A 16,278-nucleotide genomic window follows, 5' to 3' on the forward strand; every position below is an offset into this window, starting at 1 on the left:
AAACCGTTTACAAGCCGGTTGACAACCATAAACGGTGCAAACATGAAAAAGCATGACACACGTTCACTGTGTCATGCTTTACTTATGCCCTTGGATGGAATTTGTGATACACATCTTTCAGTCTTGTTTTCGTCACATGTGTATAAATTTGTGTTGTTGAGATATCGGCATGTCCGAGCATCTCCTGCACGGCTCTTAGGTCTGCACCGTTTTCAAGCAGATGTGTTGCAAATGAATGCCTGAGTGTATGGGGTGTGAGTTCCTTTTGAATCCCTGCTTCGATGGTTCTTTTTTTCAAATTCTTCCAGAAACCTTGCCGCGACATTTTTTTTCCGTGATGATTGAGAAATAAGGCATCTGCCGGCTGTTTTTTTAACAGCTTGCTTCTTCCCTTTTCGATATATTCTTCAATCGCACTTGCAGCAGCTTCACCAATTGGCACAATCCGCTCTTTTCTTCCTTTTCCAAAACAACGGATAAAGCCCATTGTGAGGTGAACATCAGCAAGAGTCAGATCCAGCATTTCACTGACGCGAATGCCTGTTGCATATAAGAGCTCGAGCATCGCTTTGTCACGGTAGTCAAACGGAGTGTGCTGATTTGGTGTATCAAGCAGCTTTTCGACTTCCCCTAGTGATAGAACTTTCGGTAGTTTCCGCTCTGTTTTTTGCGTTTCAATGTTCCACGACGGATCATCTGTTGTCACTTTTTCCCGGAGCAGAAATTGATGGAAGGAACGGATCGAGGATAGATGCCGCACTGACGTTTTGCTCGATTTCCCTTCCTCCTTTAGCTGCTTTAAATAATGAATGATATGCAGGCGCGTGACATCTTTGATATCCGTCAGCTGCTCATGTGTCATTAAAAAAGACAAGTAGTTCTGTAAATCTCGTTTATAAGAAACAATGGTATTTTCAGAGAGTCCTCTCTCTACTGTCATAAAATGAATAAAGTCGGATAATTGATCGTTCAATGATTTCTACTCCCCGTTTTGATAAAAATAAATCAATCGGTCTTGCCAGTTGTCTTGATTCGGCTGATCCATTTCCATCACTTTAATTGCTGCACCCTCTGGTTTATCATAACGATGGTAGCTTTCATATTCTGAATTTATCCATATCATAGCATAATAGAACAAGACGGTAAAACCAGTGAACAAGATGAATACTTTCATCACTTCACCTGTTGTTTTGAGCCATTTTCGCATGATTTTCATGTCCTTTCTCAAGCTTCTCATTACTTCAGCATATGCCAGGTGGGACAAGGAATATACAGCGAAAATGCAAAAAACCTCTTCATCTTAAATGAAAAGGTTCCAATTCGGATTATTTGCCGGATTCATCATCATGACACCGGTGGCAAATACCATGGAATGTCAATCTATGATCCTTAATTTTAAATTTCCAGTCACGTTCAATAATCTCTTCAACGTCTTCTAATAAATCATCTTCTATCTCATCGACTGTCCCGCATTCCATGCAGACAAGATGATGATGGAAGTGAGCGGCTCCTTCTTTGCGAAGATCATATCGCGAAACGCCGTCTCCAAAGTTAATTTTATCAACAACTTTCAGTTCAGTTAGCAATTCTAACGTTCGATAAACAGTAGCAAGACCAATTTCAGGAGACTTCTCTTTTACGAGGAGGTATACATCTTCTGCACTTAAATGGTCTTCTTCATTCTCAAGCAGTACTCTTACTGTTGCTTCACGCTGTGGCGTGAGCTTATAGCTGGAAGAATGAAGCTGTTTCTTAATTCGATCAATCCGATTTTCCATTGACTTTCCCTCCTACGCCACATTACTTGATCATTATATCAAATGATGTGCTGAGAGCCAACTATAATCATTTTAAATTGATAAATAAATTGATTATTATTTAATAATGATTATAAAATTATGAAAAAAGAACACCTGCCAGCTTTTTCATGAGCATGAAAGATACGTAAGATTCAAAAAAGGACGAAAGTGCAGCAAGCGTTAAAATCATCAGCAAAACAGATGCATACCGGGCGAACCACTGAACAGGTGCTTGACTGATGGTTTTTTTCATGAACAGCTGCCCAATGAGACGGATGGAAAACGCAATCGCACATGTACCAATCACTAAATAGGCTGGAATAAGCAATATGTTTTGCGGAAGAACCGATACGAACGAAAGGAAAAAACCACTTAGCCCCATTTGATTTACTAGAAAACCAACTGTAAACCCAACGACAATTCCTTTTAAAAAGATCATGAGAAAGATGAGCGGCAGGCCAATGATAGATATTCCTAGTATCCACATAAGACCTAAATATTTCATATGATGCAAAAAGCTTTGCAAAAACATTTCTTTTGATTCTGCTGCTTTCTCATTCGTCAGCTGACCAAAAAATTGATTTAAATAATAGAATAAATCCTCTTTCTGACTAATTGTCATACTATTAACGATGATGGCCCCAAAGATCACGCCCATTAAAAAGAGTACAGAGACAAACAAATAAATCGATAGATGGTCTTTTACGTGCTGAAGAAGATGTTCCTTCCAAGACTTTTTCCGCATGCGTCTTCCTCCCAAATAGTAAAGGTTACTAGATTCTATGAGAGAGATTACGAAACATGACAGTTTTATTGAAAGAAAAAAGAGAAAGCAGCCTAAACACTGCTCTCTCTTATCATTTATCGGGCGGCTTTTTGTACGTTCACAAGCCCGGCACCATAATAAAAAGGATCTCCAAGCTTTGCAGCCGTTTTTGAAAGTCTCTCGCGCACTTCATCGTTTGTCAAATTCGGATGTTTTGATAGAATGACAGCCGCAGCGCCCGCTACATGCGGTGATGCCATGGATGTTCCACTCTTATAGCCATATTCATTATGAGGAATGGTGCTGAGCGTTGAAACGCCCGGTGCTGAGACTTCCACTTCTTCGCCGACAGATGAATCAAAGGCTCTTTGTTTTCTTTCGTCAACAGAGGCAACCGCCATCACTGAGGCGTACTTAGCTGGATAGTCAACCGTGTTGAGAGAGCCATAACTTCCTGCATTCCCAGCAGAAGCCACAATGAGAATCCCTTTGTCGTATGCTCGATCTACCGCTTCTTTCAGCGCTTCAGATTCACTTGCTCCTCCCATACTAATATTGATGACATCCATGTCATTCTCAATGGCCCATTCAATTCCTTTAATGATCCAGCTATAGTAGCCGTCACCATTTTCATCTGCCACCTTGACCGCATAGATAGAAGCCTTTGGCGCAACACCAACGACACCTACCTTATTATCTAACGCTGCAATTGTGCCTGCCACATGCGTTCCGTGTTCATGCGGGTCAACAAGCGGATCTGACTTTGTTGGAACAAAGCTGACTCCGCCGGTGACATGTAAATCTTCATGTTTGCCATCGATGCCGCTGTCAAGAACGGCTACTTTGACATTCTGTCCGGCGTATCCCCGTTTATGTACCTTTTGTGCTTTGATGCTTTTGATGCCATATGGGATCGTTTGACCGCTTGTTTTTGCCTTTTGGTCCTCCTCAATGAAGGTCACTTCTTTTACCTGATTCAGTTTCTCTTTCGATGCCTCATTCAAGGAAACTTTCATCATATCTATTTGCTCTATGGATTCTTTTACATGCCCACCAGCTTCTTCGACAAGCTGTTTTTGTGTATGATCTTGAACGGAAGAAGAAAAGCCGATCATGTACTCTTTTTTTGCTTGCTCCTTTGCAGAAATATGTGAGGCGCCGAACGTGACCGATGCCAGCATCATACTTGCCATACAAAGCCTTGCTCCAATTGACTTGACGTTCACAATACTCACTCTCCCTTTCATCTTTTTGTCATTTAACTACATTTTCAGACAAAAAGAAACGACCGTTTGTCCTATTTTTTAAAATTTTTCCATTTATTTGAACTAGTTGTCACAAAAAAGCAAAATAAAAATGCTTATGATCCTCTTGATAGTGGTCATAAGCATTCCTTCTTTTATGTTTTTTCATCATGTGCTGCAAGGCTTCTTGTTTTGTTTTTGTCTTTCTTTCATGTGTGCTAAAGTGCGGCATGTTTCCTCTCGACAGTTCCGGGTTTCGGCTGTGCTGCCTTTCAATATGTTCTCGTTTTTTCTTTGCATTGCTTTTTCCCATTTGGCAAAACCCCTTTCGTTGACGTTATGATACACGATGTGACATAAAAAAGATAGACGTATACACGCCTATCTTTCTGTTTTCACCATATCAAGATGCGGAATTCCATCTTCATCATAACAATCTGAAACGGCCTTAAAACCAAATGATTCGTAAAACGACTTCAAGTAGGCCTGCGCCTGAATTTTGACACTTGTTTCACCTAATTCACTCAGCTTTTCCAAAGCCTTGCTGAGCAGCATTTTTCCATAGCCTTTTTTTCGGCCTGCCTGCGTCACAAGAACGCGGCCAATGGACGCCACTTCGTACATGATTCCGCTTTGAAAAATTCGGCAATAAGCCACAATCGTGCCGTCCTCTTTAGCAGACAGATGAAGCGCTTCTTGGTCCCGGTGATCAATTTCAGGGTAAGGGCATGTTTGTTCGACAACAAACACATTGACTCTTTCCTTTAAAATCAGATAAAGATCCTCTTTTGTTAATTGGTCAAACGTTTGACATGTCCAGTTAACTTGATTCATGATTGATATCCACCTTACCGTACACTCCGCCCCCGCCAGCGATCAGTTCGACTTCACCTTTTCTTGCTTTGATGATGTAATTGGCTGTTTTTTCTGGCAGGACAGCTTTTAGTTCTTGTTCTGTTGCTTGATGAAGGATATTCATCTCTGTGTGAAACACGGCTTTTAGCTTCTCCAGCGTTTTGGCTCCGACACCCGGAATAAATTGAAGCGGGAGCTGATGAACATAAGGAGGTCTTGTTCCTTTGTCACTTTCTTGGTCAGCTAGCTCCTTTAAACGCTCACTCACCCCTTTTGTCATCCGGGTATGTCCGCATGCGTGGCACTTTTCTTGATCTAGCGCGCGAGGTCTTACTCCGCACTTCTCGCAGGTTGTATGATAGTACTTCCCAAGCCGCGGAGCGAGTCCATAATTTCCTGTAATGGCTCTGCCCTCTTTCCCTTCAAGGGCTAGTTTGAATTCGGCAAAAGAGGCATGATCCATTCGGATTTTTGTATATTCTCGCGCAATTTTTCCTAAAGAATGAGCGTCTGAATTCGTTAAAAAGGGATAACGATTCAGTTCACTTATCTGGGACGCCATTGACGTATCGCAGCTAAGTCCTAGTTCAACAGCATCAATGAGGTCTGGGTCGAATACTTCCGTTAAAGACGTGTTGACTCCTTTGCCAAATAAGCTTTTATGCGGCGTGAAAATATGAGCAGGAATAAACAAGCCTCCTAGCTCCTTGACCTTGCGCTGAAGTGTTTTCCCATCAACATAGAGGCGCTGTGAACTCAAATGCACATTTTTCATATGAAGCGCGAGCCATGCGGAGAACTCAGACATTTTGTGAAGTGTGGGCATAAATGCAAGCACGTGAATTGGACCTTTTGAATGGTTATCGTTAATTTCTAATTCACTGCCTAAAAGCAGCACAGTCTGTCCAAATGATAGACCGCCATCATTTAGTTCAGTGTACTTGCCTTCCTCTACACCCTCTATTAATTCTTCTAGGACTTCTGGAGATTGTGCATCAATCACACCAATCATCCCCATCCCTTTACTTTGCGTTGCTTCAATGAGAATTTGGTCAATTGTCAGTGACCTTGCACCTGTAATTTTAACAGCTCTGCCTGTTCTTGTTCTGCCAATATGAATATGGATGTCTGCAAAAAACTCCCTCATTTTGTTGACTTAAGTACCTCTTGCAATTGTAAGTACTGAATGGCATAGGCTGTTTTTGCATCATAAATGTGCTGCTTTTCAATGAGGTGCAAGGCTTCTTCTAATGAAACTTCCATCACTTCAACAAATTCATCTTCATCCAGCTCTCTTTTTTCTTCAAGCGGAACCAGCTGATCTGCAAGATAAATGTGGACGATTTCATCTGCGAAACCAGGTGATGTATAAAAGGCCGTCAGCTTTTGGAGCTGCTGAGTGGTGTACCCTGTTTCTTCTTCTAATTCTCGCAGTGCTGTATGTGCCGGCTCTTCTCCTGGCTCTAATTTTCCAGCCGGAATTTCAACGATGGCTCTCTCTAGTGCTTTACGGTATTGCTTGACCAAGATGATTTTATTTTCGTCTGTACGAGCAATGACGGCTACTGCACCAGGATGTTTGATGATTTCGCGTTTGCCTTGTTTTCCGTTTGGCAATTCTACATCTTCAAGAACCAAATCAATGATTTTTCCGTTATATAATTCTTTAGTCGATAATGTTTTTTCTTCAAAGTCCTTCAATTTTGTCAGCTCCTCGTTCTACTTTCACTTTTTACTTCATTCATTTTAACATAGATGATTTAGGAGAAGCGAAATGCGAACGCTTGCTTCAATGCGCCACTTGAAATCACCTAGCTTGAATTCCAGATTTTTTTCACTTAATGTGAAGGGATAGGAGTGTGATGGAATTGAAAAAAAGACGAATTGGTACCTCGGATCTTTTGGTGAGTGAGGCAGCACTAGGATGTATGTCCCTTGGAACGGAAAAAGGAAAAGCGCTCTCTTTATTAGATGAGGCTATAGACCTTGGAATTAATTATTTGGATACAGCCGATTTATATGATTTTGGGACAAATGAAGAAATTGTCGGAGAGGCTATTAAAAACAGGCGGCAAGATTTGATTTTGGCCACAAAAGGCGGCAACCGCTTTGAAAAAGGCAAATCTGGCTGGGACTGGGACCCTTCAAAGGCGTACATAAAAAAGGCCGTGAAACAAAGCCTCAAGCGGCTGCAAACAGATTATATTGATTTATACCAACTGCACGGAGGCACGATAGATGATCCTATCGATGAGACGATTGAGGCTTTTGAAGAATTAGTGGAAGAAGGCGTTATTCGCTATTATGGCATCTCTTCTATCCGTCCAAACGTCATTAAAGAATACGCCAAAAAATCGAACATCGTCAGTGTGATGATGCAATATAGTTTACTCGACCGCCGTCCAGAGGAATGGTTCTCTCTTCTTGAAGAACAAGGCATTAGTGTCGTCGCAAGAGGACCTTTAGCAAAAGGGCTTTTAACTGAAAAACCACTTTCGCAAGCAAGTGCAGCGATTCAAAAAAACGGCTATCTTCAATATTCATTTGACGATCTCCAGCAGGTCATTCCTTCTTTAAAGAAAGTCGCTTATGACCTATCACTCACAGAGCTGTCCATTCAATATTTGCTTAAACATTCTGCGGTCAGTTCCGTTGTATTTGGCGCAAGCTCGGTGGAACAGTTAAAAGAAAATGTTGCAGCGGCAAATGCACGTTCTTTAAGTGACCAAGAAGTAAAAGCATTGACTTACTATACAAAACCATCTGTGTATGAGGCGCACCGGTTTAAATAAGATAAAAAGAGATCACATCATGTGATCTCTTGGATTGTAGAGAAACTTATGTTTTTCTACAATTTTTTATTTTATCGTATGTATGAACTCTTTTTCATGTTCAACAGGCAGTGGAGAAGCCTTGCTGCACAGCTTCGTTTATGCACATTTTTTCTGGAACTGATTGTAGTATCTATCATTTCTTCGATCAGTTCACCGAAAAAGTGGATTTTTTCTCTCTTAAAAAGAGAGAAGGGACTAAAAGCCCCGTTGTCTTATCTTGCACTTTCATAATATGCATAATTTCCAGATTTACCTTTAAGATAAAATATCGTACCAAAACGACTGAAACTATTTGCAAAAGAACCATTATCCGAATACATACATAATCGATTACTTGCGCCTTTAAAAGGAGTTACAGAACAATCTACAATTGAAGTAGCCTTTGTACGCAAATCCGCATTCGTTAAATCATTTGTAGCAAGAGCTTGTCCAGAAACAGGTAAAAGCAATCCTAAAGATAAAGCAACTCCAGTCATTGTTCTTCTCAATTTCATGTGAATCATCTCCATTTCCAAATTTTTCAATTCATCTTCATTATAAGAAGAATGCTCCTCTATTAAAAGGGTCTTAATTACTATATTTGTAATAAAAAGGAATTTCAATAAATCAATACTCCCGTTTCTTCTATTTTGATCACGTATAAAATAGGTGATGGGATTTAGTTTTAAATCATATTTTCACGAAGCTGAAATGAAGTGAAATTCGAAGGAGTCAGATGAGTCTGCTCTCAAATCACCTATGTTTTGAACAAGTTCATTTCGTGTTGATCAATCTCAATGATGACATGAAAAAAAGGAGCATCAGAGCTCCCTTTTTTTAGCTTTTATATTTTCTCCAGTCCAAATGACTTTCATCTAGCAGCTCGGAGAAGCTTTTATTTTTTTCTTTTTCTTTCTGCTGCCTAAGGAGGTCTTGTCGTTTTTGTTCTTCTCTTTTTTCTGTCTGGGCGGCAAGGTTCTGCTTCATTTGAAGAAGCTGCTGTTTGAGATCCTCGTTTATACCGTCCTTTAATTTCGCTTGTTCTTGATTGGTCTTTTTCATCGTGCCTCTCTCCTTTTGTCCTAAGTGTATCATCCGTTTTATTTGCTGAGCAAGAGTCACGCCAATCTCCCAACATGTGGTATGATCGTCATAGGAAAAACTTCGGAAAGGAAGAATCAGCTGGATGAAGAAATGGATCGCTATACTTGCCTTGATATTATGTCCGCTCGCTGCAATCGGCATTTTTTTCACCAATAAAATGATGTATATTCGAAAATTAACAGATGAAGAGCTCATCAAAAGAGAATCAGATGAAGGACACTATCATCACGAAGAGTTTCAACAGCTTAAAAAAGAGAAAGTGTGTATTCCTTCAGCATTTGGTTATGATCTTCATGGCTATTTTGTGCCGCACCCACATCCACATACAACACGCACCATCGTACTTTGTCATGGCGTCACAGTCAGTTTGATTAATTCCGTTAAGTATATGAAATTATTCCAAAAGCTCGGATGGAATGTGATGCTTTATGATCATAGAAGACATGGAATGAGCGGCGGGAAAACCACGAGTTATGGATACTACGAAAAAGAAGATTTAGCGCAGGTCGTGAAGTGGCTCAGACAAAGACTCGGGGAAAATGCCATTATCGGCATACATGGAGAATCAATGGGTGCAGTCACGACTTTGTTATATGCTGCAAAGCCGGAAGCAAGCGCCAATTTTTACATAGCTGACTGTCCTTTTGCTTCTTTTGAGGATCAGCTTCTCTATCGATTAAAAACAGATTTTCGTCTTTCAGGGCAATGGATTCTTCCACTAAGTGATCGAGTGTTAAAATGGCGGGATGGATACAGCATTCGGCAAGTTTCACCGCTGGATGTGATCGATCAGGTGAAAGAACCTGTGCTTTTTATCCATAGTCTTCATGATGACTATATTTCATGCGAGCAGAGTCAGCAGCTATATGCTCGAAAAAAAGGTGATAAACAGCTATTTATAGCGCCGCACGGGGCACATGCGATGTCTTTTAGCGAAAATAAGGCAGCTTATGAACAAGAAGTTCAAGGATTTCTTCAACAATTTGAATCGAATGAAGATAAAAGAGGAGAATGAACAGCGGTTCGTCTCCTCTTTTTGAGCTAACTTATGCGATAGTCACCACTGTTGTATGATGTCTGCCCGCCAGCTCCATATGACTCTCTTCCGATTGCTGCTGACTCATGACCGATAATCCTGCAGTTGCTGCCAATAAAAGAACTATCAAACTCGTTTTCATATAAATGACCCCCATTTTGAATTTTTGATATGGCTTGAATCTTCCTTTCGTAAAACCGTGTAGATGCTTCATACAGTCCAAGCTCATTGTAATAATGAGCTGCATCAAGTGCCAATTCCTCAATATCTGGGTATAAGCGCTTGTCCTCGAGCAGGTCTAATGTATCGTCTATGATCGTTATTTCTGCATCAACGTATAATGCTTTTAAGAACTGAAATTTGCAGATGTAAATTTCATCTTCTAATTCACAGGCTTTCATAATACCTTGTTGATAGAGAGTTAACGACTCTTCTATTTGTTTTTGTTTAAACAGGATTTGGGTCAGCATAAATAGTGGGTCTAGAGAGCGATTAAGATGGGTTAAATTCTCCTTTTCAAACACTTCAAGAGAGTCTTTCAGATAACGGCTTGCTTCCGCAAGATCGTTCATTTGGTAATAACAGTTACCTAAGTTGAAAAGGGCCGAACCTATGACTCGAGGGTTTCCAATTGAGCGTGCTCGATTTAGAGCATTTTTAAAGTAGGGTAATGCATGTTCATAGCATTTCAAATCATCATAGTTTGCACCGATGACAAATTCACAGTGGATGATTCTCAGCGTGTACGTTCTGTAGGCAGAGTACGTATCTAACGCTTGCAAGGCATAGTGCATCGAAAAGTGGGTTTGTTTCATGTGGTAGTATATTTCAGCTAATTTAAAGTAAAATTCTGCTCTTTCTATATCATCTGATATAAGATTGAGCTTTTTTTCTGCTGAACGGTAATAAGCAATGGCACTTAAATAGTTTTGCTGTTCAAACTCAAACATTCCTGTGAAAAAATGAACATAGTATTCAAGCATGTCCGTTAATTTCGTTTGCGAATGTTCGATCGTTTTTAGCAGGTTCTTAATTTCTTCATCATTTGAGGCTTTCTTTGCCGGTTCAAAATATTCAAGCATCACCTTATGGCGAAAATCCATCAGCTGGTAAAACAGCAACAAGTTTTGATCCTGTTCCATCTCCAGAATTTCCTGCTCGATCTCGGCCTTCAGCTTCTCTGCTTTCATGACATGAAATCCGCAAATCTGCCTATACCATTCGTTTATTTTGATTCCAACCTGAGGCGATGACAGCTTGAGCTTCAATTCACTTTAGCACCTCCCTTCTCATATACGATACATGTTGTATTCTATCACATTCCCTCGAATGGAAGAAATATGAAATGTCATTTTTCGCAAAGTTTTCGGTATCCCGCAATAAACGCTTTCATTGCCTATTTTTCGGCATTTATAACCACGGTTTTTTCATTTCTATTTTTCTCATTTTGTCGAATTGGTTGTTATAAAACGGTTTTTTTGCGTTTTAAAAGATCATTTTTCAGATTAGACATCCCTGCTGTTTGATGAGATGATGAAGGCACGAAAAAAACCCTTTTGTCAAAAAAGGGCTTTTATAATACATCTGTTACCTGTTCCATATTCTCTTTGATCCAATTGACAGCTAATTCGAGCGTTGGAAATTCTTCCGTTTCAAATGTGACTTCATCTTGAAGAAGCCAAACGTCCTTTTTCACCGAATCCATTCCACCTATTGACCAGTGCAAAAGGGTATAGGGATGATTGTTATTTAAAAACGACACCCATGTTTTATTTTGTGCCGTGTTTTGTATCACTCTAAGCTTCTGATCCACTACGTTTCCACCTTACTTTACAAGTATGCCCATTCTTGGACTGAGTATTTGCTGAGGACTTTTCAGCATCAATGTATTAGCTTTTTCATTAAAATCGATGGTCATTTCCTCATCAAAAAATACCTTCTGTGCAATGTGTATATATAGTTTTAAATGTTGGCTATTATTCAGTTGTTCCCATTCACCTGTTCTTTCACTTGTTAACCAAAGCATTGGTACGCCACTCACTGCACAGCCACAACCTTCTGAATCGTAGCGAAGCAGTAATTCCTTAGTTTCGTTTCCTATTTGCTGTTTTTCTATATATGTTTTAGCCAGTTCTGTGATGTGAATATACATGGCGAACATCCTTTTTAAATTGATGCTTACATTGTAACACATAAAACACCATAAAACATGACACACGACTAAATCCGAAAGTCATATTCTTTGAAATACACGCTCTTCTCACTAGGATTATATCTATCTATTGGCTCTTTTCGCTTCTTGTTTTTTAGAATTATACTTATGACGCTACCAATTTTAAAAGAATAAACAGGAGGTTTTAGATCGTGAAAAAAAGATTATCTCTCTGCTTCATCGGGGCACTGATATTTATGTTGAGTTTCGCTGTGCCAAACATGAAAGCGGCATCTGTCCTTGATGAAGTACGAGAAAGCTATGCGACTTATACGGGATCTGGTTACTCAGGGGGCTCCGCATTATTAGATCCTATTCCATCTGACATGAAAATTACGGCTTTAAATCCTCATGACTATAACTATAAAGGGGTAAATGCGGCACTTGCAGGTGCTTACCTTGAAGTAAAGGGTCCAAAAGGAAAAACCGTTGTGTATGTAACCGATAAATATCCAGAAGGAGCAAAAGGAGCTCTTGATCTTTCTCCTAATGCCTTTGCCAAAATCGGTAATATGGCAGATGGAAAAATCCCAATTAGTTGGAAAATTGTAAAAGCACCGATTAGCGGAAATGTAGCTTACAGAATAAAAGAAGGCAGCAGTGAGTGGTGGGCTGCGATTCAAGTGCGCAATCATAAATATCCGATTATGAAAATGGAATATTACAAAGATGGACAATGGGTGAACATGGAAAAGACAGACTACAACCATTTCCTTGGATTTAATATGGGGTCTAAATCTCTTCCTGTTCGAATCACAGATATTCGCGGGGTCATAGTAAAGGATAAATTACCCGCTCTTCCATCTACTGCTGCTTCACAGGCCTATATTGTAAAAGGCAATGTTCAGCTTCCTAATTAACGAGGAAAAGAGGTAGCTTATTTAAGAGCTTCCTCTCTTCCTTCTCTATCCCAGTGATATGCCTCATTTTCTATTTCTTTTATGATTTCATTCTTTCCTGCCATATAGCTTTGTATATCTTCCGGATACTGATTTGCTAATTGTTCCTTGACAGACGCATACTCTTCAGCTCGTTCTGGATGTGCCCTTAAGTAATCTCGAAACAATAAATGCCTTTTCACATCAGGGTGATTTCTCTCATAAACATGGACATGATGCGTACGATTCAAGCCACCCTTTTGAAAAAAACGTCTCCCTTTTATGCCATTTTCACCTAGAGCTTGATATCCAAGATGTTCAAAGCTCTCTCTTTTTCTATCGATCTCTTTTATATGACTTACTTCTATTAAGATATCAATAATTGGTTTGGCAACAAGCCCTTCAACTGACGTACTACCAATATGATGTCCTTCTATCCAGTTCTTTTGAATGATTTGCTTGAGTTGCTGCTTTTCTTGATGGAATTCTTCATGCCACTCTTTTTTGAATTCGACAACCTCAACCTTTCGCCTTGGTCTCCATTTCATTTTTGATAAGGTGAGCTCTTTTGCAACATGAATCACATCTGTTTCAAGAAATCCTAACTTTTCGTATAGCCTTTTTGCAGGGGTATTTTTTTGCCCTGTGGTCAGTTCTATAGGGACATTTTTCTCCATAATTGTGGACATAAGTTTTGTTCCAATACCCTGCTTTAGCGCTTTTGGATGTACAGCCAATCGACTAATGATCAAATAATCTTTCTGCTCTTCATAAGAGGCAACGCCTAGTAAGATTCCCTTTTGCTCAAAACCAATAAATTGCTCTTTTGCTTTCATTACATCTTGAATGGTCTCTTTTAATGGTGGGAGATCGGCATAGCCAATTTGTTCAGCTTCTTGTTGGTATGCAGCTAGTTGAATATGTAAGATCTGCTTTGCTACATCACTTATTGTTTGATCTAAATTGACAATCATTGCATTGCCTCTAATTTTTTCACAAATAAAACACGATCTTCATTTATTCCATCATAGTCTGAAAACACGGAGATTCCTTCTACAGTTTTGTCCCCTTTTTCAATTTGAAAGCCCAATTTTGCATGATAGGCAATCGATACTTTATTTACAGGTGCTGTTACCGCTTTAATGGTTGTTCTTCCTTCCTGTTTTGCCACATCATAAAAGGCTTGATATAGGATTTTTCCTATCTTTAATTTCCGATGGTCTGGATGTACACCTACAAAATGAATATACGCTTCATCTGAATGAGATTGCGATAAAAAACCGACTAAAAAGCCAATCAGTTCACCTTTTTCAACGACGACAAAACTTGTTTGCTGAAAATGTTCAAAAAATAGCTTCGGCAATTTTGCGCGCAAATCTCTGCCTCCCCACCAGCTTTGGATGACGGATGTGACGGCGTAAAAATCTGACGGCTTCACTTGACGTATCATGATGACCTCGCCCCTTTTCATTTTTGGCTTACCGCTCTCTTTTTTTAAAAAAACTGTTGTTTCAATAGTCTACCTGTTCGATTAATTGTTTGTAAAGATCACGTGTCAGCCTTTTTTCCTTTCAGCTTTGTTGATTCTTCGTTCTTTCGCCGTCATCTCCTTTTAAATCTTCACACTTATTTCAAAAAGTTCACTTTTTGTGCGAAAGTTTCATTCTTTTGGTATGTTAAGATGGTTCATATAGGAAATGTAACAAATGTTTATTGGAGATGATGATATTGGTTTGGATTGTTACTTCACTTGTTGTGTTTAGTCTTTTAAAGCTTCTTGTCACTTCGCTGCCTTCTGGTGTTGTGGAACGCCTTTTTAGTCGTTATGCGGTGCATGCAAAAGTAACAAGTGATCAAACAACGATCATGTTTGAAGATCGTCCGCTCAATGATCAGCAAGTATCTGAAATTATTCAACATTTTAATGATGCGATCTTTATTGAACGCTATTATATTTATCCTGGTGATGAAGAGCGTTTTCTTCATCCGCAGGAAGGGCCGGCACCGCTTACCATGCAAACAAAGCTTGGCAAACATGATGTGACCCTTTATCTGTATCATTACGATGACCACGTGGATGTGGTGCGGCAGTTTACACATAAGCCTAAGAAAAAATTGACGGCCTATCGTTTGCGTTCTGAGCCGCTCCAAACATCCCACAACTTGGCACATGCTTAAAATATGTTGCATCAAATGAGACGAAGTGGAAGACACTTCGTCTTTTTTGTATGGATTTACGCTCTTTTCTTTGAATGATTTACCAGTATCAATTTCGCCTCCTGACGGTTACAATATAAAACGGAACATATGTTCTAAGAGGTGAAAATAATGAATGAACGAGCCATTCTGCTTGTGGATATGCAATCGTTTTATGCGTCAGTCGAAAAAGTGGAGGCTCCCCACTTGAAGGATGTACCGCTCATCGTCTCTGGAGATCCTGAGCGGCGGAGCGGGGTCGTACTTGCCGCCTGCCCGCTCGCTAAAAAACGAGGCGTACAAAATGCATCAAGATTATGGGAAGCGCAGGAGAAATGCCCCGAAGCTGTCGTCGTACGCCCCCGTATGCAGCGCTATCTTGATATCTCTGTCATGATAACAGAGCTGCTCGAACAATACACAGATCTTGTCGAACCCTATTCAATTGATGAACAATTTCTTGATATTACAGGCAGTCTGACACTACTCGGTTCTCCCCGCGAGATCGCTCAAAATATACAAACAACCATTATGAACCAGACTGGCATTTACGCACGTGTTGGCATCGGTCCTAATAAAGTGCTCGCTAAAATGGCCTGTGACCATTTTGCTAAAAAAAACACATCTGGTATCTATGAACTTCGTACAGACAGTGTTGCGGCTGATTTATGGCCGCTTCCGATTGGAAAATTATTTGGCGTCGGCAAACGAATGGAGCACCATTTAAAACGAATGGGCATCAGTACCATTGGGACGCTTGCTGCTTATCCGTTAGACCGGCTTAAAAAACGCTGGGGAATCAACGGAGAGCTTTTGCAGCGAACAGCTTTAGGGCATGATCCCTCTCCGGTCACCATTCACACACATGATCAGCAAAAAGCGGTTGGACATCATATGACTCTTCCCCATGATTATGCGTCTTTTGAGGATATCAAAGTCGCTCTTCTTGAATTGAGTGAAGAAGTGGCAAGACGTGCACGCTTTAAGCATTATCTTGGGCAAACAGTGTCTGTTGGCGTGAGAGGCGCTGATTTTTCTCATCCGACTGGATTTCATAGACAAATCAAGCTTCATTCACCTACACAGTACGGGACAGATATTGCAGACGCAGCCATTCAGCTATGCCAGCAGCACTGGGATGGCCAGCCCATTCGCAGTGTGGGTATTACTCTCTCACAGCTGCAGTCTGACAGCCAATATCAGCTGACTTTATTTGATCACCATGTTCAAAAAGACAAACTCAGCAAAGTATTTGATGCGATCCACATGAAGTATGGACCTGCTGCCCTGCTGCACGCTTCGTCACTGACAAGCGCAGGGCAGGCGTATCACCGCGCCGAAAAAATTGGCGGACATTACAAATAACGGAGGCGAA

General features: G+C 40.3%; 21 protein-coding genes. 5 read left to right on the forward strand and 16 right to left on the reverse strand.

The genetic code is table 11. The annotated features are described in order from the left end of the window. Positions 1-82 precede the first annotated feature (82 nt). The 9 genes from xerD to C6348_RS06285 form a co-directional block, all read right to left on the reverse strand. Positions 83-973 (reverse strand): site-specific tyrosine recombinase XerD, encoded by an 891-nt coding sequence (gene xerD / locus C6348_RS06245; protein ID WP_060596771.1) that lies wholly within the window; start codon positions 971-973, stop codon positions 83-85. A gap of 6 nt (positions 974-979) precedes the next feature. Continuing rightward, positions 980-1,207: a YqzK family protein gene (locus tag C6348_RS06250; protein WP_003215798.1), complete on the reverse strand. Its 228-nt coding sequence runs from the start codon at positions 1,205-1,207 to the stop codon at positions 980-982. Between the two features lie 118 nt (positions 1,208-1,325). Then, positions 1,326-1,778, reverse strand: a complete 453-nt coding sequence (gene fur / locus C6348_RS06255; protein ID WP_003215577.1) for a ferric iron uptake transcriptional regulator — start codon at positions 1,776-1,778, stop codon at positions 1,326-1,328. A 118-nt stretch (positions 1,779-1,896) separates the two neighbouring features. Continuing rightward, the gene (gene spoIIM, locus C6348_RS06260) at positions 1,897-2,544 is read right to left on the reverse strand and encodes a stage II sporulation protein M (protein ID WP_060596772.1); all 648 of its coding nucleotides are present in this window, start codon (positions 2,542-2,544) and stop codon (positions 1,897-1,899) included. 116 nt (positions 2,545-2,660) lie between these two features. Then, positions 2,661-3,791, reverse strand: coding sequence for a S8 family peptidase (locus tag C6348_RS06265; RefSeq protein WP_106042345.1), 1,131 nt, complete (start codon positions 3,789-3,791; stop codon positions 2,661-2,663). A 109-nt stretch (positions 3,792-3,900) separates the two neighbouring features. Next, positions 3,901-4,122 carry a hypothetical protein gene (locus C6348_RS06270; protein ID WP_003215884.1) on the reverse strand — a complete coding sequence of 74 codons (222 nt, stop codon included), beginning with the start codon at positions 4,120-4,122 and terminating at the stop codon, positions 3,901-3,903. 68 nt (positions 4,123-4,190) lie between these two features. Continuing rightward, positions 4,191-4,643 (reverse strand): GNAT family N-acetyltransferase, encoded by a 453-nt coding sequence (locus tag C6348_RS06275; RefSeq protein ID WP_106042347.1) that lies wholly within the window; start codon positions 4,641-4,643, stop codon positions 4,191-4,193. Continuing rightward, positions 4,630-5,811 (reverse strand): TIGR00375 family protein, encoded by a 1,182-nt coding sequence (locus tag C6348_RS06280; protein WP_106042349.1) that lies wholly within the window; start codon positions 5,809-5,811, stop codon positions 4,630-4,632. Before C6348_RS06280 ends, C6348_RS06275 begins: the two co-directional genes overlap by 14 nt. Continuing rightward, complete coding sequence (locus C6348_RS06285) at positions 5,808-6,365, reverse strand: NUDIX hydrolase (protein ID WP_060596775.1); 558 nt, start codon at positions 6,363-6,365, stop codon at positions 5,808-5,810. The genes C6348_RS06280 and C6348_RS06285 overlap by 4 nt, the downstream gene beginning before the upstream one ends. Before the next feature lie 167 nt (positions 6,366-6,532). Between C6348_RS06285 and C6348_RS06290 the strand changes: the two genes are divergently transcribed. Further along, entirely contained in the window at positions 6,533-7,456 is a 924-nt protein-coding gene (locus C6348_RS06290) for an aldo/keto reductase (protein ID WP_060596776.1), read from the forward strand. 254 nt (positions 7,457-7,710) lie between these two features. Here the strand turns inward: C6348_RS06290 and C6348_RS06300 are convergent, their stop codons facing one another. Together C6348_RS06300 and C6348_RS06305 are read right to left on the reverse strand one after the other, a co-directional pair. Continuing rightward, positions 7,711-8,100, reverse strand: coding sequence for an antimicrobial peptide LCI (locus C6348_RS06300; protein ID WP_223251535.1), 390 nt, complete (start codon positions 8,098-8,100; stop codon positions 7,711-7,713). Positions 8,101-8,314: 214 nt separating this feature from the next. Next, entirely contained in the window at positions 8,315-8,539 is a 225-nt protein-coding gene (locus tag C6348_RS06305) for a YqkE family protein (protein ID WP_034661172.1), read from the reverse strand. Between the two features lie 124 nt (positions 8,540-8,663). On the opposite strand from C6348_RS06305, the gene C6348_RS06310 reads away from it, so the two are divergent. Continuing rightward, entirely contained in the window at positions 8,664-9,596 is a 933-nt protein-coding gene (locus C6348_RS06310) for an alpha/beta hydrolase (protein WP_106042352.1), read from the forward strand. Positions 9,597-9,622: 26 nt separating this feature from the next. Here C6348_RS06310 and C6348_RS06315 read toward each other — a convergent pair whose 3' ends face one another. The 3 genes from C6348_RS06315 to C6348_RS06325 form a co-directional block, all read right to left on the reverse strand. Further along, on the reverse strand, positions 9,623-10,885 hold the full coding sequence (locus C6348_RS06315; RefSeq protein ID WP_106042354.1) for a response regulator aspartate phosphatase: 1,263 nt from the start codon (positions 10,883-10,885) through the stop codon (positions 9,623-9,625). 305 nt (positions 10,886-11,190) lie between these two features. Beyond that, positions 11,191-11,430: a YqkC family protein gene (locus C6348_RS06320; RefSeq protein WP_003215790.1), complete on the reverse strand. Its 240-nt coding sequence runs from the start codon at positions 11,428-11,430 to the stop codon at positions 11,191-11,193. 12 nt (positions 11,431-11,442) lie between these two features. Beyond that, positions 11,443-11,769 (reverse strand): iron-sulfur cluster biosynthesis family protein, encoded by a 327-nt coding sequence (locus tag C6348_RS06325; RefSeq protein WP_034661177.1) that lies wholly within the window; start codon positions 11,767-11,769, stop codon positions 11,443-11,445. Positions 11,770-12,026: 257 nt separating this feature from the next. Here C6348_RS06325 and exlX point away from each other — a divergent pair, with 257 nt between their 5' ends. After that, entirely contained in the window at positions 12,027-12,689 is a 663-nt protein-coding gene (exlX, locus tag C6348_RS06330; RefSeq protein WP_223249902.1) for an expansin ExlX, read from the forward strand. A 17-nt stretch (positions 12,690-12,706) separates the two neighbouring features. Here the strand turns inward: exlX and C6348_RS06335 are convergent, their stop codons facing one another. Then, positions 12,707-13,681, reverse strand: a complete 975-nt coding sequence (locus C6348_RS06335) for a GNAT family N-acetyltransferase (RefSeq protein ID WP_106042356.1) — start codon at positions 13,679-13,681, stop codon at positions 12,707-12,709. Beyond that, positions 13,678-14,157, reverse strand: coding sequence for a GNAT family N-acetyltransferase (locus C6348_RS06340; RefSeq protein WP_034661184.1), 480 nt, complete (start codon positions 14,155-14,157; stop codon positions 13,678-13,680). The genes C6348_RS06335 and C6348_RS06340 overlap by 4 nt, the downstream gene beginning before the upstream one ends. 278 nt (positions 14,158-14,435) lie before the next feature. On the opposite strand from C6348_RS06340, the gene C6348_RS06345 reads away from it, so the two are divergent. Both C6348_RS06345 and C6348_RS06350 read left to right on the forward strand, forming a co-directional pair. Continuing rightward, positions 14,436-14,885, forward strand: a complete 450-nt coding sequence (locus C6348_RS06345) for a YfmQ family protein (RefSeq protein ID WP_034661187.1) — start codon at positions 14,436-14,438, stop codon at positions 14,883-14,885. A 150-nt stretch (positions 14,886-15,035) separates the two neighbouring features. Continuing rightward, positions 15,036-16,268, forward strand: coding sequence for a DNA polymerase IV (locus C6348_RS06350; RefSeq protein WP_060596784.1), 1,233 nt, complete (start codon positions 15,036-15,038; stop codon positions 16,266-16,268). Positions 16,269-16,278: the final 10 nt, after the last annotated feature.

The organism is Bacillus sp. YBWC18, from assembly GCF_002998775.1.
Lineage (GTDB): Bacteria > Bacillota > Bacilli > Bacillales > Bacillaceae > Bacillus.